This is a genomic window from Vibrio sabulosilitoris, from assembly GCF_055391395.1.
The window spans coordinates 698,614-723,378 of sequence record NZ_AP029599.1 but is presented as its reverse complement, the minus strand read 5'-3'; the positions used below and the strand labels follow the sequence as shown (position 1 = coordinate 723,378).

The following is a 24,765-nucleotide window of genomic DNA, read 5'->3' as shown; positions in this document are numbered from 1 at the left end:
TATAACGGGTATTACTACACCTGACGACAGAAATCTATCGCCTCGCGCAGCACGTCTTCAGGGGTGCCTTTGACCACTTGTGCGCTACCCACCGAGGTTGGTAGCACCAGACGCAACTGCCCTGCAAGGACCTTTTTATCGCGCATCATATGGGTCATAAAATCCGCAAAAGTCATTGAATCTGGCGTTTGCACCGGAAGCTGAGCGCGCTTGAGTAGCACCAGCATACGCTCAAAGTCAGCCGGCTCAATCATGCCTTGCATCAGCGCCGTTTTCGCCGCCATCACAGTGCCAGCAGAGACCGCTTCACCGTGCAGCCACTCACCGTAACCGAGCTCAGCCTCAATCGCGTGACCAAAGGTGTGACCAAGATTGAGCAGCGCACGAATGCCCGACTCTTTCTCATCTTGCGCCACAACCTCGGCTTTGATTTGACAGCAGCGGGCTATCGCGTAAGTCAGTGCTTGCTCATCCAGGGCATACAGCGCATCAAGGTTGTCTTCCAGCCAAGTGAAAAACTCACCATCGTAGATGATGCCGTATTTGATCACCTCAGCCATACCGGCCGCAAACTCACGCGCTGGCAGGGTTTTGAGGCAGTTGGTGTCGATGATCACCGCTTGCGGTTGATAGAAGGCGCCGATCATGTTCTTACCCAGCGGGTGGTTCACGGCGGTTTTACCGCCCACCGAAGAGTCCACTTGCGAGAGCAAGGTGGTTGGGATCTGGACAAAGTCCACCCCACGCTGGTAACACGCTGAGGCAAAGCCAACCAAATCACCGATCACACCGCCACCGAGCGCGACAACCACCACATCGCGGGCATAGTTACCCTCGATAAAGAAGTCCATCACTTGGTTAAAGGTCTCGAGATTTTTGTATTGCTCACCATCAGGCAGGGTCAGCAACGCGGCATCGCAGCCTTGCTGTTTAAGGTTGGTCAAAATGGTCTCTGCATAGAGAGGCGCAACCGTGACGTTGCTGATCACCACCACTTTCTGCACTGATGATTTTTGACCTGAAAGGAAAGAGAAGTGAGCCGGATCATCAAATAATCCGGCACCAATAGAGATTGGGTAGCTTCGTTCGCCCAACTCGACCGTAATCCGTTCCATGGTTTGTCTCCGCTAAAAATAAAACGTATTAACGTTCTTCTAGCATTTTTACGATCTGGTTGGCTACCACTTTTGCACTTTGATCATCAGTACGCACGGTATAGTCAGCGACTTCTTCATAAAGTGGGTTGCGCTCGTCCGCTAGCGATACAAGTACTTCACGCGGGTCATCCGTTTGAAGCAGTGGACGCTTCTTGTCGCGATTCGTACGGGCTAGCTGCTTTTCGATCGTCGTTTCTAGGTAAACAACAAGACCGCGAGCAGAAAGACGATTACGGTTCTCTTTGCTAAGTACAGAGCCGCCACCAGTCGCAAGCACAATACCTTGCTCTTGAGTTAGATCGTTGATCACTGTTTCTTCGCGCTTGCGGAAACCGTCTTCGCCTTCAACATCAAAAACCCATGCGATGTCCGCACCAGTGCGTTCTTCGATAACCGTGTCGGAGTCAATAAACTCCATGTGTAATTGTTGAGCTAGGTGGCGGCCAATTGTGCTTTTGCCCGCGCCCATAGGACCAACAAGAAAAATGTTTCGTTTTTCAGCCATGTTAGCAGTAACTTACAACTTTTAAATCAATGACATCGCTACAAGAACCCCAGAAATAGCTGGGTTGCAAAGCGCCCTCTTGTAGCACCAATTCCTCACAGACAGACGTGATAAGACCCGAAATTATCTAGATAAGGTGCCAGTAATGCAAATTTATTTTTGATGTGATGATAAATTATCGTCGGCAGAGTCTAGTTACGTGACGGTTATTTGGCTTGCGGCACTACTTTAGGCGTGACAAAAATCAGCAATTCACTTTTGCCCAATTGCTGATAGGTGCGACGAAACAGAGCCCCGAACAAGGGGATATCCCCAAGCAGGGGCACTTTCTCTGTCGCATCAGACACACTGTGTTGATAGATGCCACCCAACACAACGGTTTCACCATCTTCGACCAAAACCTGAGTACCGATGCGCTGGGTGTTAATCGCCACCGCCTCGCCGGTGCCGGTTTTGACCACCTCACCGGGACGGTCTTGCGTGACGCTCAAATCCAGGACCAGACGATTATCAGGCGTGATCTGTGGCGTTACCTCAAGGCTGAGTACCGCTTTCTTAAACGACACACTGGTCGCACCGCTGGATGCGGCTTCCAAATAGGGGATCTCTGTGCCCTGCTCTATATACGCCGGCGTCTTATTGGTGGTGAGCAGTCTCGGGCTGGAGATGATCTCCGCCTTAGACTCACGCTGCAAAGCGGAAAGCTCTAAATCAAGTAAGGTATCTGAGCCAAGCTTAGCCACCTGAAAGGCAATCGATGAGGCGCTTGCCGCGCTCACCGCTAAGTTGACATTCAATAGCTCATCCAAGGCACGGTCAACATCCAAAATATCACCCTGATTGCCCTCAATTGTCGCCCCCACTTTATAATTGTCACCCACCGCACGCAGCCCCCATCTTACCCCAAGCTCATCAAGGTTCCCCTCACTGATGGAGACAATTCGCGCCTCAATCTGCACCTGCTTAACCGGTATATCCAACGCGGTGACGATGGCCTCTATCTCATCCAGATTCACCGCCACATCACGCACCAGCAGCGAGTTGGTGCGCTGATCGACCGTCACCGAGCCACGCGGTGACAGCAAACCCTGTTCGCCTTGCGCTGAGATCACCTGTGCCACATCCGAAGCGCTGGCAAAGTTGATCGCAAACACCCGCGAGACCAACGCCCCCATCGCCCTTGCCTGGCGAGTCTCGGCCAGCTCGGCTACGGGCGCCACCAACATCACATTACCCTCAAGACGCTTATCGAGTCCTTTGGCTTGCAAGACAATATCCAGCACCTGCTGCCAAGGCACGCTCTCTAGGCGCAGGGTTAAATGCCCCTCAACCGCATCCGATACCACCAGGTTAAAATTGTTGTAGTCAGCGATCATCTGCAGCAAATCACGCACCGCAATGTGCTGAAAGTTAAGCGAGATCTCCTGATTGCCAAGCCGCTGCATCGCATTGACTGGGGCGCGCCATAAAACCACCTCAAGCCCGGACTTAGCTAATTGATGCTCAAACTCAAACGACTCGCTGACCCTAATCACCAACTGCGTCTGGCGCTCAAGGCGCATCACCTCAATACTCTCGACCAAGGTAGCAAAGTCCGTCACATCAAAAAGATTAAGCATCGAATCCGCCACACTGGTGTCGAACAAGGTGATCTTTAACTCTCGCTCTCTGGGTGATACATCAAGTGCAACATTGGGATTGGCCAGTGCCACCTTAACCAGTGCCTGGTGCTGCGCCGTCAGTTGAAAGTCGACGCCCAACAATTGATTAGCCGACACTGAATTGCTCTGAGTATTGGCATTCGCCACACCCACCCAAGCAATGCCAATGATTATCGCCAATAGCATGACGAGTAAAAACGGAGAAAACCTGTGCCTACTCATCTTTGCTCCAGAGTCAGAGTTAACTTGCGTGTCTGAATGCAGCCATGCTGGTCGCGGCTCACCTGCGCTATCTCAACGCGATTAGACATGACCCTTGCCACCATACTGCCCTGTGCGTCCAGCCGATCACCCTCTCTGACTTGTAAGCTCTTGCCATCCAAGGTTTGTAGTAATGCAATCCGGTGCTGCGCGGTTCCGAGCACACCACGCAGTAGAAGCCCTGCACCCTGGCCTTGCCCTTTGACTTGCTTGCTATCACTTGGAGAACAGGGTTGACTGACACTCTCGCTGACTGTTGGTTCAGGAGTGGTATGAGCTGGCAGCGTAAATGGCTGGCGTAAATCTGAGGCTATGTAACCTATTCCCAAATAACTCAGTCGACTTGGCCCTTCTGTCGGCTCTTGCGGCATTCGTTGGCTCGCCGTAAGCTCAGTTTGAGATTGAAAATAGAAGCTAACAACGAGCAAAGTCGACAGCATCGACTTCGGCAACAATAAGAACGGGCTCACGGACGCCAATAAGTGCCGGACACTAATTTGCATCATTGACCTCCTGTTGTTCTTGATAGGTTAGCTTTTGATAAGTAAAGGCTTGCAACTGCAGCTCCACCAAATCACTATCAGAGGTTAGGCGCTGCCAACTGACCTGCTCAATACTGATTACATAGGGTAGGTGCGCTAGTGCCTCACTGAATTGACCAATGGCATGATACGCCCCAGATAAGTGAATATTCACAGGTACTCGCGTCATCCCCTCAATTGCTTGCTTATCTCCCCACTCCAAGTGAGTAAAGCTCAGGGCAAAACGCTGACCGTGGGAATGGATATCGGCTACAATGGTCGCCAATTCAACCGGTTGACTGAGCAAATCAAACAACTGACGATAACGCTGCTGCGCTTGCTGATTCACGGCTTGCTGCCTCGCTAGCGCCGACACGCGTGCGCCTTTGACACTGAGTGTATGCTCAAGTGACTGCTGACGTAGCTTAAGCGCTGACCACTGCTGATAGTGTGCGTATTGAACCCAAATCGAGCCAATCACCTGAACTATCAGCATCACCCCCACCACCACACCAAGCTGGGCGCGGAACGACCAGTCGAGGATATCTTCTAACTCCCACTCTCGCAGATCAGGCATCTGGCTGACTCCCCAGATAAGATGATTGGAACGGGGCTAACTGAATCGATAATTGAAAGCGCTGCCCCGCAAGGCCATAACGCCTTTGATGAGCGATAGAGTGTACCTTGACCGAGGCGCATACCTCACTGCGCTCGATATTCTCGAGCATTGAGGCAATCGCCGAAGTACTATCGCTAAAGCCACTGATGCTGATTTGATTACCTTTAAGGCGCACCGTATCCAAATACACGGCATCAGGCACCAATTGGGGTAATAGATTCATCCACTGGGTGACAATAGCTCGCCGTTGTACCTTGTGCTCCAGCAAATGAGACTCGCTCATCAACGCGGAGTGCTGCTGTTTGAGTTCAGCTAACTGCTTAAGCTGCTTATCCACGGCAATACTGCGCTGCTCAAGACTGCTCACTTGGGCCTGCTGAGTATCCACAAGCAAAATAAGGTAACCACTGGTCGCCCACTGCAGCGCAATCGCAGCCAGCACACCAAACACCAACACCAGCCAAAATCGCTGCTGATGGGCTCGGCGGCGCTGCTCACGCCAGGGTAATAGATTAATCGTGCTCATCAGAGTGTGCCTCCAGCCATCGCCATGCTCCCAGCGCAGCTCCTAAGGCGGTAGCATAATAACTCGCGACTGGCTGACACCTCGTCTTGATAAGGCCACCAAGATCCAAACACTCAACTGGCAGGTTGATACGGACTTGAATCGCTTGCATCAGCTCGACGGCATTGCCCCCTGTCAACCAAAGCCCCTCGATCCTCTCTGGAGTACTGGAGGCAATCCGTACCATCAAAGATGCCAGCTTATCCAGTAACTCAGCAAAGCTCGCATCAACATGGTTAGAGGCATTCGCATAAGTTGGTGACGATGCATCGGAAGTTTGTGGCTGTACAATAGAAAAGTGCACCACCTGCACTATCTGTTGTCCGTCCTCTGGCGCAGCGCAAACAATCGCTTGGCTAATACCGATGTCCACCAGTAACCAGCGCTTGTTACTGTGCATGGCGGCGGCAAGGGACCAGATTTGTAACAAGGCATGAGCTTGGGTATCCACCACCAGCGGGCGAAGCCCTGCCGCCTTTACAATCTCGGTGCGGTTGTCGACTAGATGTCGCTTGGTGGCATAAACCTGATAAGACTCTTTGACCTCAAGCCCGCTAGGCTGGGCAACGTAATCGAGGTAAAGCTCACTGATATGACAGGGCGATTGGGCAGCAAACTGGTCGGCTATTAAGGCCTCACGCCCAGCGCTGTCGGTGGCGATATCCAAGCTGACTGGCTTGCAAATCACCGCATGACTGGGTAGTGGGATCGCTGCATAACGACGAAAACCTGGTAGTTTTTTGTTCAGTTGTTTGAGTTTATTGACACTGTCTTGATACTTCAGCTCGTGGTTAGCGCAAAATAACGCCTCCTCCACAGTTAACTCATGGCACGCTAGAATGGTGCAGTGGTGTTTTGCGGGCTTTACAACCACTGCCTTGATACTATAGCGACCAAAATCGATGCCCGTGAGCTGTGGAATACCCATAGTAGAAAGCTCCCTCGATAAAAGCAGCAATCTTTTTTTTCATTTGCTGCAGATTTAAGCGATAATTAGCCATGAGCTTTTTTTAGCTTAGAGTACAAGGGTTTGCTAATTGGCAACCTTAACCAATCAAGGATTTTTCGGTGAAATTCATAAAGCGATTATTCATTTTCACATTGGTTTGCATGATTCTTGGAGTCAGTGCAATTTTTGCTTTGTATTTTTATGTGGAGAAAGATCTGCCTAATGTTGATGAGCTACGTCAAGTCGAGCTCGAAACGCCGATGCAGATTTTCAGCCAAGACGGCAAGTTGATCGCCCAATTTGGTGAGAAAAAACGCATCCCTGTTCAGTTTGATGACATCCCTCAAGAGCTGATCGATGCCCTGATCGCCACAGAAGATAGCCGCTTCTATTCTCACTATGGTTTTGATCCGATTGGTATCACCCGCGCTGCCGTAGTCGTGGTCATGTCGGGCAGTGCTCAGCAGGGCGCCAGTACCATCACCCAGCAGCTGGCGCGAAATTTCTTCCTCTCTAACGAGAAGAAGATCATGCGTAAGGTGCAAGAGATCTTCCTTGCGATGAAGATCGAGCAACTGCTGACCAAAGAAGAGATCCTTGAGCTGTACATCAACAAGATCTTCCTTGGCTATCGTTCCTACGGTTTTGGCGCCGCCGCGCAAACCTATTTTGGCAACGATCTGCAAGATTTGACCCTGAGTCAGATTGCAACCCTAGCGGGCATGCCAAAAGCCCCATCGACCATGAACCCAATCTACTCACCACAACGCGCCATCAGTCGCCGTAACGTGGTGCTGATGCGCATGCTTGAAGAGGGCTACATCACGCAACAGCAGCATAATGATGCGCGTGCAGATGAGGTAGTGTCAAAATACCACGGCGCTGAGATAGAACTCAGCGCTCCTTATGTGGCTGAACTGGCTCGCGCTTGGATGGTTGAGCGTTATGGCGAAGATGCCTATACCTCGGGCATGAGCATCTACACCACGGTTGACTCTAAGCTTCAGCAAGCCGCGAACACCGCAGCGATCGATAACCTGTTGGAATACGACGAGCGACACGGTTACCGCGGTGCCCGTGAAACAGCGTGGCCGGAAGGCGATGCCCCTCTCTCAAGCGATGAGATCAACCGCTTCTTGCGTCCGCACCCTATCTACGGCCAGCTACGACCGGCAGTGGTTACCAGCGTCGATGACACCGGTGCACAGGTTCAGGTCAAGAGCCGTGGCCTACAGATCATCGAGTGGGACAACATGAAATGGGCACGCCCATTTATCAATGATGATCGCCAAGGTGCTGCGCCAAAATCACCAAGTGAGGTGGTAAGCGTTGGTGAGATGATCTGGGTACGTGAGCTTGCAACCTTAGTTGATAACGAACAGACAGCTGAAAACGAACAGTCAGTTGAAGGCGAACAATTCGCTGAGAGTGAACAAGGTCAAGAAAACCAAGTAGTGAGCACATGGCGTCTTAGCCAAGTGCCAGAGGCAAACACTGCCTTTGTAGCAATGAATCCTGATAACGGCGCGGTGATCTCACTAGTGGGTGGCTTTAACTTCGTCCACAACAAATTCAACCGTGCAACTCAATCAGTGCGCCAGGTTGGCTCAAGCATCAAGCCGTTTATCTACTCGGCAGCCATCGATAATGGCATGACGCTGGCTACCCTAATTAACGATGCGCCAATAAACCAATGGGACAAGAGCCAAGGCACCGCATGGCGTCCTAAAAACTCACCACCGACGTACACCGGCCCAACGCGCGTACGTATTGGTCTGGCGACCTCAAAGAACGTGATGGCTGTGCGTGTGCTGCGCGAAGTGGGTCTCGATGAAACCCGTGACTACCTCACTCGTTTTGGCTTTGAGAAATCTGACCTTCCTCGCTCTGAGACGATTGCACTTGGCGCAGGCAGTCTGACACCAATGCAGATGGCACAGGGCTATTCAGTGTTCGTCAACGGCGGTTACTATGTTGAGCCGTTCTATATCGAGCGCGTTGAAGACCCATTTGGCAAGCTAGAGTTCGAGGCGCAGCCAAAGACGATTTGCGCTCAAGACTGCACCACTGCCGCGATTGACGAGTTCCAAGAGCAAGATCTCGAGTCATCTTATGCGCCGCAAGTGATCTCTGAGCAGACCGCATTCTTAATGCGCGAGATGATGTACAGCAACGTATGGGGCGGTGGTAACTGGCGCGAAGGTACAGGCTGGAATGGCACAGGCTGGCGCGCGCAGTCACTTAAACGTCGTGATATCGGCGGTAAAACCGGCACCACCAACGACTCTAAAGACGCCTGGTACAACGGCTTCGGCCCTGGTGTAGTGGCAACGGCTTGGGTCGGCTTTGACACCCACACACGCAAACTTGGCCGCACTACCACCAACCAAAACTTGGGTAAAAATCAGGTCACCGGCGCTGAAGCAGGCGCACGAACCGCCCTACCAGCTTGGGTAGACTTTATGTCAGTCGCCCTTGATGGCGTCCCACAACAAGGCAAGGACGTACCAAAAGATATCATCCGCGTGCGCATCGATCGTGACAGCGGCCTGCTAACCAACAAGTTTGATGGCTCAACCATGTTCGAGTACTTCTCTGAAGGCACCGAACCAACGGATTATGTGACTAGCTCCAATGTGGGTGGCGGGCTTGCTGATGGGGATGAACTGTTTTAATGCCTAACGGCAGAGGCGGGAGTCGAGATCGGGCTTGCGCCCTGCGAGAGGCGAGATGAGTCGCACTCGAGGTTAGTATTTACGAAAAAAGCGCCGTGTTTGGCGCTTTTGTTTTTTGGACAAACAGCGATTGGGTAACTTTGGCTATCCGTCAAAGTAACAGCGTACTCCACTCGCTTCTCGCCTCTCGATTCTCGATTCTGACGAGCCTCTACTCGTCCAAAAGACGAGTGCGTATAGACTCAGCCAGTTGCTCAAATCTCCCCCGCAATGGCGAACCAGGTCGATACGCCAGCACTACTCTTCGCGAAGGGGTTGGGTTTTGGGCACTGATATAGCAGACGCCGTCCTTTTGCTTTTCTTTAGGCAAGGCGAGATCAGGCAATAGAGTGATGCCTGCGCCTGCTGCGACCATGTTACGTAAAGTCTCTAGGCTAGTTGCTTTAAAACGATCATCGTCTTTCGCACCTGCTGCGAAACAAAAACCGAGGGCTTGGTCGCGTAGGCAGTGGCCATCGCCGAGCATAAGCACCGTTTTGCCATTGAGGTGCTGCATGTCGATGCTGTCGTGCTGTGACCATTCGTGATCGCATGGGACGGCTAGGCTCATAGGCTCATCGTAGAGGGTGATCTCTTTGAACTGCTCGGTTTCTGAAACGGCCGCAAGCATCAGACAATCCAGCTTGCCATCTTGCAGCCTTCTGACTAGCTCATGGGTTTGCGCCTCGTGGAGGAACAACTCAAGCTGAGGAAACTGCTCTTTGAGGCTTGGGATGATCTTTGGCAGCACATAAGGCCCCACAGTTGGGATAAAGCCGATGTGCATTGGGCCGACCATTTCGCCACTTTGGCCGCTGGCCATCTCACGAAATAGCTTAATCTCCGCGAGAATCCGTTTTGCTTGATCAACCAATTGCAAGCCAGCATCGGTAAACAGCACCTTGCGACTGCTGCGCTCAAGGAGCGCGGTACCAAGCTCGTCCTCAAGCTTGCGGATCTGCCCACTGAGTGTAGGCTGGCTGACAAAACACGCCTCGGCCGCTTTACGGAAATGATTGTGTTCTGCGAGTGCAACTAGGTACTCAAAGTCACGAATATTCATTGATTTACCACCGTATGATAGAACTTACCTATCGAAACGATAACACCAAACGATTATCCCTATCAAAAGTTTTTGTTAATAATGAACCCATCGAAGCAAAGAGCGACAGCAAGTCATTATAAGAATCGCTCTAAAACAATGCTCAACAACCAATGCTTAAAAAAAGCAAATGCAAAATTAGATTTTTAGGGGTATCAATATGTTCGCATCAAAAGAAGGCCAAGCAGTACCACAAGTAACTTTTCCAACTCGCCAAGGTGATGAGTGGGTTAACGTAACAACAGATGAGCTATTTAAAGACAAAACCGTAATCGTATTCAGCCTACCAGGCGCGTTTACACCAACCTGTTCATCAAGCCACTTGCCACGCTACAACGAGTTGTTCTCGGTATTTAAGCAGCACGGCGTGGATGAAATCCTGTGTGTTTCGGTTAACGATACCTTCGTGATGAACGCTTGGAAGCAAGACCAAGAAGCAGAAAATATCACCTTTATTCCTGATGGTAACGGCGAGTTCACCGATGGCATGGGCATGCTGGTTGATAAGAATGACCTAGGCTTTGGTAAGCGTTCATGGCGCTACAGCATGCTGGTGAAAAACGGTGTGGTGGCGAAGATGTTTATTGAGCCAAACGAGCCAGGCGACCCGTTCAAGGTATCAGATGCAGACACTATGCTGAGCTATGTTGCGCCAGAGCATACAGTACAAGAGTCGATCACCGTGTTCTCAAAACCTGGCTGTCCTTTCTGTGCTAAGGCGAAACAAAATCTGATCGACAGCGGTCTAGAGTATGAAGAGGTTGTACTGGGTAAAGATGCTACCACCGTAAGTCTTCGTGCGGTAACGGGTAAGTCGACAGTGCCACAAGTGTTTATCGGTGGTAAGCACATCGGCGGCAGCGAAGAGCTTGAAGCTTACCTAGGTTAATCCATTCCCTATCCAGTTACCTATCCTTAGGGATAGGTAACTTCCTACTTCTAAACCCTTTTTGTCTTCTCCTTTGCTTCCAGTGCTTGGAACAAGGAACACCTAAGAGAGTCCATTATGAAACAGTTAAACGTCGATGTTGCCGTTATTGGTGGAGGCACCGCAGGTCTTGGTGCTTACCGCGCAGCCAAAGCGCACACCCCGAGTGTGATAATGATTGAGGGCGGCCCTTACGGCACCACATGTGCGCGTGTCGGCTGTATGCCTTCTAAGCTATTGATTGCGGCCACGGAAAGCGTGCACCAAATCGAGAAAGCCCCTGGCTTTGGCGTGCACCCACAAGGTGAGATTGTGATTAATGGCCCTGAGGTGATGGACCGAGTTAAGCGCGAGCGCGACCGCTTTGTCGGCTTTGTGCTTGAGGGAGTCGATGAGATCCCAGCGCAAGACAAGATTGCTGGTTATGCCCAATTTGTCGATGACACAACCCTGATTGTCGATAACCATACTCAAATTAATGCTAAGCGTATTGTGATTGCAACTGGCTCACGCCCCGCTTATCCAGCGGTGTGGAATGAGCTTGGCGATCGTCTGGTGATCAATGACGATGTGTTCGACTGGGATGACTTGCCAGAAGCTGTCGCCGTATTCGGTCCAGGTGTGATTGGCCTCGAGTTAGGTCAAGCGCTGCACCGCTTAGGGGTTAAGGTCAAACTGTTTGGTCTTGGTGGTCAAGTGGGTCCACTCACTGACCCAGAAGTCATGGCCTACGCCGATAACGCTTTCAAGCAAGAGTTCTATCTGGATGCCGATGTCAAAGTCGAGTCGATGACGCGCCTAGAAGGGCAAGATAAGGTCGAGATCCAGTTTATCAATCACGATGGTGAGCTAGAGACCTTTATCGTTGATTATGTGCTTGCCGCGACGGGGCGTCGTCCCAATGTTGATAAGCTGGGGCTCGAAAACACCAGTGTCGAACTTGACGCGCGCGGCGTACCAACGGCAGATCACTACACGCTGCAGACCTCAGCCGAGAGCATCTTTATCGCTGGCGATGCCAGCAATCAGATCCCGCTGCTTCACGAGGCGGCCGACCAAGGTCGCATCGCAGGTGATAACGCTGGGCGCTTCCCAGACATCCGCGCTGGCCTGCGCCGCTCGCCAATATCAGCGGTGTTCTCCGACCCACAAATCGCCATGGTCGGTGAAACCTTCCGCCAACTTGAAACGCGCCTTGGCAACTGCGGCTGCTTTGCTACCGGTGAAGTCTCCTTCGAGGGCCAAGGCCGCTCACGCGTCATGCTGCGCAACAAGGGCCTACTCCATGTCTACGGTGAACAAGGCACTGGCCGTTTCCTAGGCGCAGAGATGATCGGCCCCAATGCCGAGCACTTAGCGCACCTGCTAGCTTGGGCGCACCAAAATAAAATGACGGTATCAGAAATGTTGGATATGCCGTTCTACCACCCAGTGATTGAAGAAGGCGTGCGTACTGCGCTACGTGATTTGAATGCCAAGCTGCATTTGGGACCTGAGATGATTAAACACTGCTTGGATTGCGGGCCTGGCTGTTAAGAGCAGAAGCGAGAGACGAGAATCGAGAGGCGAGGTGTTTTTCACGCGTGGCCGATACAGCGCACATTGATTACGTAAATTTATCGCTTCAGATGCCGAAATAGGCAAGTAGATGCAACCCTTTCTCCCCTTCCTTTTATTGTCGAGGTTGGGGATTTTTTCTTTGGATAAATACCTACTACCTCACCTCAAAAGAAAACCGCGAAAACTCAAGCGCCCACCCCCTCGCATCTCGCAGGGCTTAAGCCCGATCTCGCCTCTCGACTCTGCTCTAAAAGAAAAAAGCCCCAACATCAAAATAGATATCGGGGCTCTCTTAGATTCTTCTAAGAAAAAGCAGTGGTACTTAAATAGACCGGGCTTTTTGTTAATGGTTCCATGCTGGAAAGATCTTTTTGATCTTTTTTTGTGCATAGCGCACAAATGTTAGGCAACACTCTGTTTTGCAATCAATTGTTCGGCGAAATTAATCTCTAGTGCTACCTCATCACAGGCGTGTTGGCGCGGACACTGGTCACAGTCTTTGAGGACTTTCTCAGGCAGCAAGCTCTTCGAGGTTGGAATAAAATCGTGGTTCATAAAGAACTCTGGGGTACGAGTCAGCACGAATACCTTCTTGATTGCCATCTGCTTGGCTTTTTCCACTAGGTGCTGAACAATTGCCGTACCGTGGCCTTGTCCATGCCAGCCAGCTTCTACGCCGAGTGAACGAATTTCCGCTAGGCCTGAGTCGTAGACGTACAGGGATGCACAGCCAGTTACCTCGCCATGGTGCTCGGAGACAGAGAAGGAGCCGATATCGCGTACCAACTCGTTTCTTGAGCGTGGTAGGTTCTCGCCCATGTTCGCCCAGTAGGTCACCATGCCCTCGAGTGATTCGATATCGGTTAGACGCGCTGGACGTACCTTCACCGCTGACGTATCACGCGCAGTCAGGCGCTTCTCTGCTTGCTCAACCGCAAACGAGACTTGAGCTGGTGAGACACCGCCAAGCGCGCTGCGTTTCTCGAGACAAGACTCGATAGTCAGGATGTCATACACATCCTCATCGATAACTTCAGAGAAGACCTTAAGCTCTTCAATCGACAACTCCTCCAGTGCGCAGCCTTTGGCAATCGCGCCCACCACCGCGACACCGACAATATGGTGCGCCTCACGGAATGGAATACCTTTCGCGACTAGGTAGTCAGCCAGCTCAGTCGCATTTGCGTAACCCTGCTTAGCCGCTTCCAGCGTACGCTCGCCGTTGACTCTGATGCCATCAAAGCACAGCGCCGCCATTTCCATACAATCATTCCAGGTATCCAGAGCATCAAACAGACCCTCTTTGTCTTCCTGCATATCCTTGTTATACGCCAGTGGCAGCGCCTTAACCGTCATCATCATGCCCGCCAGCGAGCCATAGACACGACCGGTTTTACCACGGATAAGCTCAAGCGCATCCGGGTTTTTCTTCTGTGGCATCAAAGATGAACCAGAGGTCACCGTATCAGCTAGCTCAATAAAATTCGACTCACCTGAGTTGTAGAAAATCATATCTTCAGCCAGACGAGAGAGGTGCAGCATCGAAATAGAGGCAATCGACATTAGCTCCATCACATGGTCGCGATCAGACACCGAATCGAGCGAGTTACGCGTCGCGCGTCTAAAGCCAAGGTTATGCGCCAGCTTTTCACGATCCATTGGGTAAGCAGTACCCGCCAGAGCGCCCGAGCCTAGAGGACAGGTATCCAAACGCTTAATCGCATCGCTCAAACGCGAGTAATCACGCTCGAACATCTCAACGTAAGCCAAACACCAGTGCGCAAAAGTCACTGGTTGAGCGCGCTGCAGGTGGGTATAGCCAGGTAGGACTGTGCCTTGATGTTCACGTGCGACCGACACCATCTGAGATTGAAGGCGATCCAGCGCCAGCAGCAACTGCTGCCCTTGCTGACGGCACCATAGCTTAAGGTCTGTCGCCACCTGATCATTACGCGAGCGTCCGGTGTGCAATTTCTTGCCCAGGTCGCCCACTTTGCCGATCAGTTGCTGCTCAACCCAAGAGTGAATATCCTCTGCATCCGATGCCAAGATCTGATGTGGGTCTTCCATCACCTCAAGCTTAAGCTCATTCAGTGCCAACTCGAGCTTTTGCTGCTCATCTTCAGTTAACACATCAACCGACAGCAGTGCCTTAGACCAAGCAATCGAGCCAACAATATCTTGCTCAGCCAATCGATAATCAAAGCGCAACGAATCGTTAAAGTCTTTGAATCTCGTGTCTGCCGCTTGGGTGAATCTTCCGCCCCATAATGCCATTGCTGTTCTCCTAATGCTTCCCTGGTCGGTTTGGTTTATCCGTCTATAGGATTATAAGGTACGGTAATTTTGGGTGGAAATAAAGTAATAATTCACAATTTTTACATAAATATGCATGACGGATAAGAGGCGAGAATCGGGATCGGGCTTTGCCCTGCGAGAGGCGAGGGGTAGGAGTGGTGATTTAGGTGGAAAGTATTAACTATCTAATTTTACGTTTGCGCAGTGAATTAAATGAATGGAAAATACTGAGCGTGTTGATATTAATTATGAGCAAGACCCCAAGCAATCACTCCATCTAACAAGCGTGACAAAGAACCCAAAAGCGCCCACCCCCTCGCCTCTCGATTCTCGTCTCTCGACTCTTAAAAAAGGCGAGTAAAGGACTCACAACGCCCCCCACTCGACTCTCGCTTCTCGCCTCTAAAAATAGCCTTAGCTATTTTTCAAAGCGCGGATGCGGCTAGATAGTGAGTAAAGGCGAATAAACCCACCAGCATGGCTTTGGTCGTAAACCTCGTCTTCACCGAATGTCGCGAATTCTTCTGAGTATAGGCTATTGTCAGAGCGTTTCTGCGTCACAACGGCTTGGCCTTTATAGAGCTTAACCACAACCTCACCGTTGACATCCTGCGCTAACTCTTCCGAAGCGGCTAGGATTGACTTACACAGTGGCGTGAACCAGCGGCCATCGTAAACTAGGTGAGAGGCTTTGACGCCCAACTCTTCGCGGAACTCGAAAGAAGCTTTATCCAGTACCAACTGCTCGACCGCGCGCAATGCTTCCATCATGATGGTGCCGCCCGGAGTTTCGTAGCAGCCGCGTGACTTCATACCAACCAAACGGTTTTCAACGATATCGATACGGCCAACGCCGTGCTTGGCGCCTTTCTCGTTGAGGTAAACAAGCGCGTTGTATGGAGTCATCGTTTCGCCATCAACTGCAACCACTTCACCTTGCTCCACTTTCAACGTCACGGTTTCCGCTTCGTTTGGTGCTTGCTCAGGGTCCACGGTCCATACCCAGCAATCATCGTTTGGTGCGTTCCAAGTGTCTTCCAGTACACCACCCTCAGTTGAGATGTGCCAAGCGTTGGCATCGCGCGAGTAGATTTTAGTCAGAGAGGCTGAACATGGGATGTTGCGCTCTGCTAGGTAATCCAGACACTCTTCACGGCTCACTAGGTCCCACTCACGCCATGGGGCAATTACGTGCAAATCTGGGGCAAGGGCTGCAAACGCGCCTTCAAAACGCACTTGGTCGTTGCCTTTACCAGTACAGCCGTGACACAGGGCATCTGCGCCCACTTTACGCGCTACTTCAACTTGTGCTTTCGCAATGATTGGGCGCGCCATTGACGTACCAAGTAGGTACTTACCTTCGTAGTAAGCGCCGGTTTTTAGCGTTGGGTAGATGTAGTCAGCAACCATCTCTTCTTTGAGGTCAACGACATAACACTCAGACGCACCGGAAGCTTTAGCCTTCTCTTCGATGCCTTCGAGCTCTTCCGCACCTTGGCCAACATCGGCGACAAACGCCACCACTTCACAATCGTAGTTCTCTTTTAGCCACGGAATGATCACGGACGTATCCAGACCGCCAGAATAGGCTACGACGACTTTATTTACTTGAACATTACTCATTTTGTTTCTCCATGTTCTCCAACACTGAGCTTGGCGGTCAGGTGGAATCGTTACTCTCTAAATCCATTAAGTACAAATCTATTCAGTACAAAACTGATGGCTACAGATCTGTATTTTCAATTCTTTATGCCTAAAAAATTAGGCACTAGTGAGGCAAAAACTGGGTACCGATGTTTTTGCCTGCAAAAAGTTCTTTTAGTTGATCAGGGTAGCGCCAGCTGGCAACTTCGATAGAGCGACCCAGCTCTTGCGCTGCTTGAAGTGCCGCTTCGACCTTAACAATCATGCCGTCAGTGATCACTTGACCTTGAATCAAAGCGTGCGCCTGCTTCTCATCAAGCGAGTGCAGCAAGTGGCCTTTACCATCGAGTACGCCGCTCACATCTGATAGCAATACCAAGTCAGCATCCAGCGCGCCAGCAACCGCCACTGCCGCTTGGTCCGCGTTAACATTCATCAACTGACCATCCACCGTTAGGCCGATAGAGCTGATGATAGGCAAAGCACCCGCAGCCAGAATAGCTTGCAACACTGAAGAATCGCCCGGGGTTGCTTGGCCTACTGCGCCAAGTTCTGGGTCGAGCTCTGAGACCTGACACAGACCACCATCGGCGAGGCTGAGACCAACTGTGTTGAGCTTGGCCGCCACGGCTTGACCTTGTAGCAGCTTGTTGGCTGTACCCGCGAGCGCACCAGCAATCACAGGGATCTGATCGTAAGGCGTCACGCGCAGACCATTTTTCTTCACCGTCTCTAGGTTGAGCTTGCTCATTAGCTCATCAACCAAGTAGCCGCCGCCATGCACAATCACAATCGCACGCCCAGCTTGTTGCTGGTATTCGGCAATCGCGCCGAACAGTTGTTGCAGTGTATCTTGGCACGATAGTGCTGCGCCGCCTAACTTAATCACCAATGGAGTGGTCATCGTTGCTCTCCCTATACCAGTGCAGTAAGTGGTTCAAAACCATAATGAATATTCAAACATTGCATCGCCTGACTCGAGGCGCCCTTAAGCAAGTTATCAATGGCAGACACCACAATCACATGCTCGCCTTGCACCTGCCAGCCGATATCACAAAACGGGGTGTACTGAACATCTTGCAGGCGTGGAATGCCCGCTTTCAAGCGCACCGCTGCCTGGCCTTGATAAGCCGATTGGAAGGCCTCGCCCACCTGCTCAGGGCTCACACCTGGTTTCAGCTTCATGGTGATGGTGGCCAGAATACCGCGCTTAAAATTGCCCAGATGCGGGGTAAAGATCACCTCTTGCCCTAGGTGCGTGGCAATTTCAGGCTGATGGCGGTGATTAAACACCCCATACGGCTGCAAGCTCACTTCACAAAAGCTGTTGGTCATGCTGGCCTTGCGCCCAGCGCCCGATACGCCGCTGGTTGCGTTGATCACAGGCCACTGCTGAGCGTCTAAAAGGTTACTTTTAATCAGCGGCTTGATGGCCAGCTGAGAAGCCGTGGGATAACAGCCCGCCACCGCGACAAGCTTGGCCTGCTTAATCGCCTCTTGATTCCATTCTGCTAGGCCATAAGCCGCGCTCTCAAGCTGCTGCGAGAATTGATGCTCAAAGCCATAAAACTCTTGGTAGAAGGCCTGGCTTCTGACGCGGTACGCGCCAGAAAGGTCGAACACCTGACAGCCGTGCTCAAGAAACACCGGCGCCAAGTCATGGCTAACCTCGTGTGCGGTGGCAAGAAATACCACATCACAATTGGCGGCAACCGCCGCAACATCACTCTGCGGTGAAACCGGCATATCAATGATACCAGCCAGTTTGCCGTGCAGCTCCGCGATCGATTTATTCGCATCTAAGCTATTGGCGGAGACATACAAACCTGATAGCGTGAGCTCGGGATGTTTGTGCACCATCAGAGCAAGCTCTGCCCCTGTGTATCCGCTTGCGCCGACAATGACCGTTTTTAAAAGCTTTGACATCCTACCGATTCCATTTGGTTAGCATTAAACTGTTTTTAATGACTTTGGTTGTTAGTCACTTCAGTCATTAATGGCCGTAACTATTAGTGACTATAAATTTTCATTTTTAGTTTTATTGTGGTTTTTTATTCATTAAAAATGACTTAATATGTGTTTTACCGTCAATTTAACTCACTGTCAACAGGGAAAGTAGCGAGAATATGTCATTACCTAAATTTATTGATGTTTATCAAGGCTTGATTGCCACCCCATCGATCAGTTCAACGGACCCGAGCTGGGACCAGGGCAATGAAAAAGTAATTGAAAAACTCGCCACTTGGATGAAAGACCTCGGCTTCGAGGTAGAAACTGAGCTGGTAGAGCCGGGCAAGTACAACCTGATTGGTAAGATCGGCTCCGGCGAAGGTGGACTGCTGCTCTCTGGTCACAGCGATACCGTGCCATTTGATGAAGGCCGCTGGAGTTTTGACCCGCACGCCCTAACAGAAAAAGACGGACGCTTTTATGGCCTAGGCACCGCCGATATGAAGGGCTTCTTCGCCTTTATTCTTGAGGCAGTAAAAAACGTCGATTGGAGCAAGCAACAAAAGCCGCTCTATGTGCTCGCCACCTGCGATGAAGAAACCACCATGCTCGGCGCGCGCCATTTCACCGCCAACGCCCCATTTAAACCGGACTACTGCATTATCGGCGAGCCCACCAGCCTCAAGCCCATCCGCGGCCACAAAGGCCATGTCGCCAATGCCATCCGCATCACGGGTAAATCGGGCCACTCATCCGACCCGGCGCTTGGCGTCAACGCGATTGAAATCATGCACGAAGTCCTGTTCGCCATGATGCAACTGCGCGACAAGCTGATCAAAGAGTACCACCACCCAGGCTTCGCCATTCCAAGCCCAACGCTTAACCTTGGCCACATCCACGGCGGCGACAGCGCCAACCGCATCTGCGGCTGCTGCGAGCTGCACTACGACGTGCGCCCACTCCCTGGCATCAGCCTTGACAGCCTCGACAATATGCTGCGCGGCGCCCTCAAAGAGGTCGAAGCCACGTGGCCCGGCCGCATTGCCATCACCCCACTCCACGAGCCCATCCCCGGCTACGAGTGCCAACACGACCATCCATTCATCGGCAGCATAGAAAATCTCACCGGCCACCAAACCGAAACGGTCAACTACTGCACCGAAGCCCCGTTCTTGCAAGAGCTCTGCCCTACACTGGTCATGGGTCCCGGTTCAATCGATCAGGCCCACCAGCCGGATGAATATCTGGCACTGGAATTTGTGGAGCCTACTGTTGATGTGCTCAAACGAGCGATTTACGAGTACTGCTTTTAGACGTTCATAACAAACTAAAACAGCGATTAGCCTTTAAGGGTCGAGGTCAATTGTTTGAGAACATACTTGAGGATGCCGCCCGAGTTGAAATATTCCAGCTCCTTTAGATTATCGATGCGGACAATAACGGGAATGGCATGCTCCGAACCCTGAGCGGTTACGACGATAATATTCATATCTAGCAATGGCTTAATGGGCTCATTGGGCGCAACAAAAACCGTCTCTTTTCCATCTAGAACGAGTGAATCCAATTCACCTGGTCGCGTTAGTTGAAGTGGTAACACGCCCACACCGACTAAATTACTGCGATGAATCCGTTCAAACGATTCCGCGATAACCGCTTTTACGTTTAATAACAAACATCCTTTTGCGGCCCAGTCACGGCTGGAGCCTGAACCATAGTCTTTGCCAGCAAAGATAACCAAAGGAACTTGAAGCTCGATTGACCGTCTACTCGCGTCGAAAATAGGTATGACTGCAGGCTTATTCTCAGTGGTCGACATGTTACAGTGATCCAGTTTGGTATCGCCGTAACATCGCGTGACACCTCCTCTGATCGGGAAGGCGATTTTGTTTTCCAAACGTACATTTGAAAAAGTCCCGCGAACCATGACGTGATGATTCCCTCGCCGTGCGCCATAACTATTGAACTCTTCTGGGCGAATGTTTTTTGAGAGCAAATACTGACCCGCCGGACTATTTTCTGCAATGCGACCTGCGGGTGAAATATGGTCAGTCGTGATCGAATCCCGCAAAATTGCTAATACTCGCGCTGATTCAACAGGAAAAGTTGGCGGTGGCATTTCCAAAAACGGAGGGCGTTGTATGTACGTGGAATTTTCCTCCCATGGGTAGCAGGGACTGTCTTTCATCGACAATTGCTCCCACTGTTCATCACCCTCAGTAATGTCGTCGTAGCTCAACCTAAAGTCGCGCTTATGTAACAGTTTCAGCATTTCATTGAGCATGATTTGGCTGGGCCAAAGATCACTGAGATAGACAGGCTCATTGTTACTATCGAAAGCAATTGGATCGTTTCCTAAGTCAATACAGGTGGTACCCGCTAACGCAAACGCGACCACGAGTGGCGGTGAAGCAAGCCAGTTTAGGCTAACGGAGGGATGTATTCTGCCTTCAAAGTTCCGATTACCGGATAACACAGCCGACACGTTAAGGCTTCTCTCTATGATCTCTGCTTCAACATTATTTTTCAGTGGCCCAGAGTTACCAATGCATGTTGTGCAGCCGTATCCAACACGATGAAACCCCAAGAGATCGAGGTAGTGTTGCAAGCCCGTATTATTGAGATATCGAGCGACAGCCAATGACCCGGGCGCAAGAGAGGTTTTGACGTAGTGAGGAACAGTTAGCCCTTTTTCCACTGCTGCCATAGCCACCAAGCCCGCAGTTAGCATAACGGAAGGGTTCGATGTGTTAGTGCATGAGGTAATGGCTGCAATGACTACATCACCATGATTTAAGAGTGCAGGTGAGTCCGCGCCTTCTGGTCGAGAACGCAAGTATGAGGCACCGTCAATTGAACATTGGTCAAGAGTCGCCTGCTTAATTGCATCGATGTTCAGTCTATCTTGAGGTCGCTTGGGGCCAGCTACTGAAGTGACAATGGCTGATAAATCCACGACCACATCTTCATCATATTCCGCGGAGGCCGTGTTTGAATCCCACCATAGCTCTTGCTCTTGAGCGTAAGCTCGCACTCGATCGACTAGCGAAGAGGGGCGGTTTGTAAGCGTTAAATAGGCAATCGTGTTTTCATCAATGGGGAAAAGACCACATGTGGCGCCGTACTCTGGCGCCATATTGGCTAGAGTAGCACGGTCGGCCACCGATAAATGGGCTATGCCAGAACCATAATACTCTACAAATTTACCGACCACCCCGTGTGCTCTTAACCTTTCAGTTATTGTTAAAACCAAATCCGTCGCTGTCACACCGGGACGCAGTTGGCCATCAAGACGCACGCCGACAACACGTGGGACAGCAATATTGAGCGGCAGACCTAACATTGCGGCTTCGGCTTCAATGCCGCCCACTCCCCAACCAAGCACACCTAACCCGTTTACCATCGTGGTGTGGCTGTCGGTTCCTACTACCGTATCTGGTGTTAACACACGTTGGTCATCTGCACGAACAACGTGTGATAGATACTCCAGATTCACTTGATGGCATATGCCCTTACCAGGCGGTATCACGGTCAAGTTATGGAAATTTTTTTGTGCCCACTTTAGGAAGGTATAGCGCTCTCTATTTCGCGCCATTTCAAGTTCACGATTCGTGTTTATTGACGATTCTGAACCTGACTTATCAACAATTAAAGAATGGTCTATAACAAGATCTACTGGACACATAGGTGTGACATGGCTTGGCTCCCCGCCAGCTTGTGCAACCGCATCTCTAATTGCGGCAATATCGACCAAAGCCGGTACCCCGGTATAGTCCTGCATCAGCACTCTGCTAGGGTAGAAACTAAACTCTGATGACTTACCCTTGCGCTCTGAATCGCGTGTCGTATTGTTAAAAAACAATGCTTTAATAATTCGAGATGACTCTTTTAAATCAGAGGTTTGTCGCATAACATTTTCAATAAGCAAGCGCTTAGCAAAAGGGGTTTTTGACAGAACGGCCTGATAATCCTGAGCGATTGTTCTTAATGACCAGTATTTATACTCAACGCCTTTTACATTGAGTGCCTTTTGATACGTTTGGTACCATCCTTTTTCATTATTAGGAATCATGATTTATGCCCCCCCCAAAAAAAGTCCCTCGGCCTCAAGGACAAGAGACTTTTCAGATTCAGAGTACAACCCACTTGAAGGTACCAATCCAAAGATTAGGCCGTCCAGTTCACTACCAGCGTTGTTAATTGCATCTTTTAAACTTGCACAAACAGGAGTGCCGTTGCATTCACCATCAAGAATATAATCGGCATCAAAACCGGATTTCGCGCTATCAATGACCGAAACAATACGACAGTTTGGTGAATGCCTAATAAGGCCCTTCGCGGTTTTTCCGCTCATTCTTCCAAGGTTCGCTTGGCCATAAACAGTGGCCGCAGGCACAGGTTTGAACCCTGATTGGATTAAGAGCAATATTGAAAACTGTTTTACCCGTTGAACGTCAAGCGTGTCGGTCTCGGGTGACTCGGGGAGCGATACCATGGACATTACAAGCCTTGTTGGGTTTGGGCTTAGGGGGCAACAAGTTCGAGCCGAGGCGTCATTTCGGGAGGGTACAAGGGGTCCCCACTAAGCGATGGGGTTATGTAAATATTAGTCCACTTATTTAGAAAGGGTAATTCTTGATTAATAGCAAGTTGCTCATGTCTCATTAGCAATACATCTTGGTGTTGTCGACCACTCAGTTTGCAGGAACCATACTCACTCAATCGAGAGTTTTCATAACACTTCCTATGATCTGGAGTATTAATATTATAAGAAACTCGCCACTCACCCACTGGATGGATGACAAAAGGACACAATATGACGACACCGGTATTCCGAACAGAAAAAGACAGTATGGGAGAGGTCCGCGTTCCAGCCAACGCCCTGTACCAAGCCCAGACCCAGCGGGCGGTAGACAATTTCCAATTCAGCCATCACACCATGCCCGTCATATTTATTAAGGCCTTAGCTCATATCAAACAGTCGGCGGCCATGACCAATGCACAGCTTGGATTGCTGCAGGGCGATATTGCCGACGCTATCGTTAAGGCCACACAGCAGATCATAGATGGTCAACACCTCGAGCAGTTCCCTATTGATGTGTTTCAAACCGGCTCTGGCACCAGCTCAAACATGAACGCCAACGAGGTGATCGCGACCATTGCCAGCGCCCTTCTTGGCGATACCATCAACCCAAATGATCATGTCAACATGGGACAGAGCAGCAATGACGTGATCCCGACTGCCATTCAGGTTAGCTCTGCGTTGATGATAGAGAATCAACTACTGCCTGCACTTACTCATCTTTCCCGTACCTTACAAACGAAGCGAGAGAAGATTGGGAACGTGGTAAAAACAGGACGAACCCACCTGATGGATGCAATGCCAGTCACCTTTGATCAGGAGCTCAGCGGCTGGCAATTCCAAGTGGATCACGCCAAGCAAGGTATAGAGCACAGCCTCAACGTCATCAAAGCATTAGCCCAAGGTGGCACAGCCGTCGGAACCGGTATTAATGCTGATCCGCGTTTCGCCTCTGCTTTCACGTCGAACCTGTCGCAGGAAACAGGCTTAACTTTCAGAATCAGCGAGAACTTCTTCTTTAATCTCAGCAGCCAGGACGCCATGGTTTCGCTATCTGGCCAGCTCAAGACCGCCGCAGTCGCCATCATGAAGATTGCCAATGACCTGCGCTGGATGAACTCGGGCCCATTAGCTGGTTTAAGCGAGATTGAGATTCAAGGCTTGCAACCTGGGTCGTCCATCATGCCGGGCAAAGTGAACCCTGTGATTCCAGAAGCGGCGACTATGGCGGCGGCACAGGTGATCGGCAACGACACCACCGTGACGGTGGCGGGACAGTCAGGCAACTTCCAGCTCAACGTGATGTTGCCCGTAATTGCCCTCAATGTGTTGGAAAGCATCGAACTGATGAGCAATAGCGCCCGCGCACTGGCTGATAAGGCCATTTCCACATTCACCGTAAAAAAGGTCAATCTCGATGTGGCACTGGCTAAAAACCCGATTCTGGTGACCGTACTTAACCCAGTGCTTGGCTATTTGAAAGCAGCGGAAATCGCCCAAAAAGCCTCCAAAGAGGGGCGTGCCATCATTGATGTTGCGGAAGAGGAAACCGATTTAGACAGAGAAACGCTAACGCGCTTACTCGATCCCGCCAAACTCACGCAAGGGGGACTCGCTGAGAAAAACAACCAAGATGGCGATGATCACGACGAAAACATTGGCCATTCAATCGACAGATAGGCCCACCCCAAACCTGACTGACCAATATTTAAACGATTGCAGATCCGCTAAGTAAGCATGTCTGTAGCCCTG

19 protein-coding genes are annotated in these 24,765 nt (G+C 50.8%); 5 read left to right on the top strand and 14 right to left on the bottom strand.

Going from position 1 to position 24,765, the window contains the following annotated elements; translation table 11 throughout:
• Positions 1 to 14: 14 nt before the first annotated feature.
• The 7 genes from aroB to pilM form a co-directional block, all read right to left on the bottom strand.
• Positions 15 to 1,115 (bottom strand): 3-dehydroquinate synthase, encoded by a 1,101-nt coding sequence (gene aroB / locus ACZ5R2_RS03510; protein WP_464901061.1) that lies wholly within the window; start codon positions 1,113 to 1,115, stop codon positions 15 to 17.
• Between the two features lie 28 nt (positions 1,116 to 1,143).
• Positions 1,144 to 1,662: a shikimate kinase AroK gene (gene aroK / locus ACZ5R2_RS03505; RefSeq protein WP_438459880.1), complete on the bottom strand. Its 519-nt coding sequence runs from the start codon at positions 1,660 to 1,662 to the stop codon at positions 1,144 to 1,146.
• A gap of 206 nt (positions 1,663 to 1,868) precedes the next feature.
• Positions 1,869 to 3,509, bottom strand: a complete 1,641-nt coding sequence (locus ACZ5R2_RS03500; RefSeq protein WP_464902299.1) for a type IV pilus secretin PilQ — start codon at positions 3,507 to 3,509, stop codon at positions 1,869 to 1,871.
• 32 nt (positions 3,510 to 3,541) lie between these two features.
• On the bottom strand, positions 3,542 to 4,090 hold the full coding sequence (locus ACZ5R2_RS03495; RefSeq protein ID WP_464901060.1) for a pilus assembly protein PilP: 549 nt from the start codon (positions 4,088 to 4,090) through the stop codon (positions 3,542 to 3,544).
• Positions 4,077 to 4,682 (bottom strand): type IV pilus inner membrane component PilO, encoded by a 606-nt coding sequence (locus ACZ5R2_RS03490; protein WP_464901059.1) that lies wholly within the window; start codon positions 4,680 to 4,682, stop codon positions 4,077 to 4,079. Before ACZ5R2_RS03490 ends, ACZ5R2_RS03495 begins: the two co-directional genes overlap by 14 nt.
• Positions 4,675 to 5,250, bottom strand: coding sequence for a PilN domain-containing protein (locus ACZ5R2_RS03485; RefSeq protein ID WP_464901058.1), 576 nt, complete (start codon positions 5,248 to 5,250; stop codon positions 4,675 to 4,677). The genes ACZ5R2_RS03490 and ACZ5R2_RS03485 overlap by 8 nt, the downstream gene beginning before the upstream one ends.
• Complete coding sequence (pilM, locus tag ACZ5R2_RS03480; protein WP_464901057.1) at positions 5,237 to 6,217, bottom strand: pilus assembly protein PilM; 981 nt, start codon at positions 6,215 to 6,217, stop codon at positions 5,237 to 5,239. Before pilM ends, ACZ5R2_RS03485 begins: the two co-directional genes overlap by 14 nt.
• Positions 6,218 to 6,357: 140 nt before the next feature.
• Here pilM and ACZ5R2_RS03475 point away from each other — a divergent pair, with 140 nt between their 5' ends.
• On the top strand, positions 6,358 to 8,913 hold the full coding sequence (locus tag ACZ5R2_RS03475; RefSeq protein ID WP_464901056.1) for a penicillin-binding protein 1A: 2,556 nt from the start codon (positions 6,358 to 6,360) through the stop codon (positions 8,911 to 8,913).
• Between the two features lie 211 nt (positions 8,914 to 9,124).
• Here the strand turns inward: ACZ5R2_RS03475 and oxyR are convergent, their stop codons facing one another.
• Complete coding sequence (gene oxyR, locus ACZ5R2_RS03470) at positions 9,125 to 10,015, bottom strand: DNA-binding transcriptional regulator OxyR (RefSeq protein ID WP_464901055.1); 891 nt, start codon at positions 10,013 to 10,015, stop codon at positions 9,125 to 9,127.
• Positions 10,016 to 10,214: 199 nt separating this feature from the next.
• Here oxyR and ACZ5R2_RS03465 point away from each other — a divergent pair, with 199 nt between their 5' ends.
• Together ACZ5R2_RS03465 and ACZ5R2_RS03460 are read left to right on the top strand one after the other, a co-directional pair.
• The gene (locus ACZ5R2_RS03465; protein ID WP_464901054.1) at positions 10,215 to 10,943 is read left to right on the top strand and encodes a glutathione peroxidase; all 729 of its coding nucleotides are present in this window, start codon (positions 10,215 to 10,217) and stop codon (positions 10,941 to 10,943) included.
• A gap of 117 nt (positions 10,944 to 11,060) precedes the next feature.
• Entirely contained in the window at positions 11,061 to 12,518 is a 1,458-nt protein-coding gene (locus ACZ5R2_RS03460) for a dihydrolipoyl dehydrogenase (protein WP_464901053.1), read from the top strand.
• Positions 12,519 to 12,944: 426 nt separating this feature from the next.
• On the opposite strand, the gene argH is transcribed toward ACZ5R2_RS03460, so the two are convergent.
• The 4 genes from argH to argC form a co-directional block, all read right to left on the bottom strand.
• The gene (argH, locus tag ACZ5R2_RS03455) at positions 12,945 to 14,819 is read right to left on the bottom strand and encodes an argininosuccinate lyase (protein WP_464901052.1); all 1,875 of its coding nucleotides are present in this window, start codon (positions 14,817 to 14,819) and stop codon (positions 12,945 to 12,947) included.
• Positions 14,820 to 15,254: 435 nt separating this feature from the next.
• Positions 15,255 to 16,463, bottom strand: a complete 1,209-nt coding sequence (locus tag ACZ5R2_RS03450) for an argininosuccinate synthase (protein WP_464901051.1) — start codon at positions 16,461 to 16,463, stop codon at positions 15,255 to 15,257.
• A 145-nt stretch (positions 16,464 to 16,608) separates the two neighbouring features.
• Positions 16,609 to 17,388 carry an acetylglutamate kinase gene (gene argB, locus ACZ5R2_RS03445; protein WP_464901050.1) on the bottom strand — a complete coding sequence of 260 codons (780 nt, stop codon included), beginning with the start codon at positions 17,386 to 17,388 and terminating at the stop codon, positions 16,609 to 16,611.
• Positions 17,389 to 17,399: 11 nt separating this feature from the next.
• Positions 17,400 to 18,410, bottom strand: coding sequence for an N-acetyl-gamma-glutamyl-phosphate reductase (gene argC, locus ACZ5R2_RS03440; RefSeq protein WP_464901049.1), 1,011 nt, complete (start codon positions 18,408 to 18,410; stop codon positions 17,400 to 17,402).
• Between the two features lie 200 nt (positions 18,411 to 18,610).
• Between argC and argE the strand changes: the two genes are divergently transcribed.
• A complete protein-coding gene (argE, locus tag ACZ5R2_RS03435; protein ID WP_464901048.1) occupies positions 18,611 to 19,747 on the top strand; it encodes an acetylornithine deacetylase in 1,137 nt (378 codons plus the stop codon).
• Between the two features lie 26 nt (positions 19,748 to 19,773).
• On the opposite strand, the gene acnA is transcribed toward argE, so the two are convergent.
• Complete coding sequence (gene acnA, locus ACZ5R2_RS03430) at positions 19,774 to 22,503, bottom strand: aconitate hydratase AcnA (protein ID WP_464901047.1); 2,730 nt, start codon at positions 22,501 to 22,503, stop codon at positions 19,774 to 19,776.
• 3 nt (positions 22,504 to 22,506) lie between these two features.
• Positions 22,507 to 22,932, bottom strand: coding sequence for a hypothetical protein (locus tag ACZ5R2_RS03425; protein WP_464901046.1), 426 nt, complete (start codon positions 22,930 to 22,932; stop codon positions 22,507 to 22,509).
• Between the two features lie 315 nt (positions 22,933 to 23,247).
• Here ACZ5R2_RS03425 and ACZ5R2_RS03420 point away from each other — a divergent pair, with 315 nt between their 5' ends.
• The gene (locus ACZ5R2_RS03420; RefSeq protein ID WP_464901045.1) at positions 23,248 to 24,693 is read left to right on the top strand and encodes a class II fumarate hydratase; all 1,446 of its coding nucleotides are present in this window, start codon (positions 23,248 to 23,250) and stop codon (positions 24,691 to 24,693) included.
• The last annotated feature ends 72 nt before the right edge of the window (positions 24,694 to 24,765 follow it).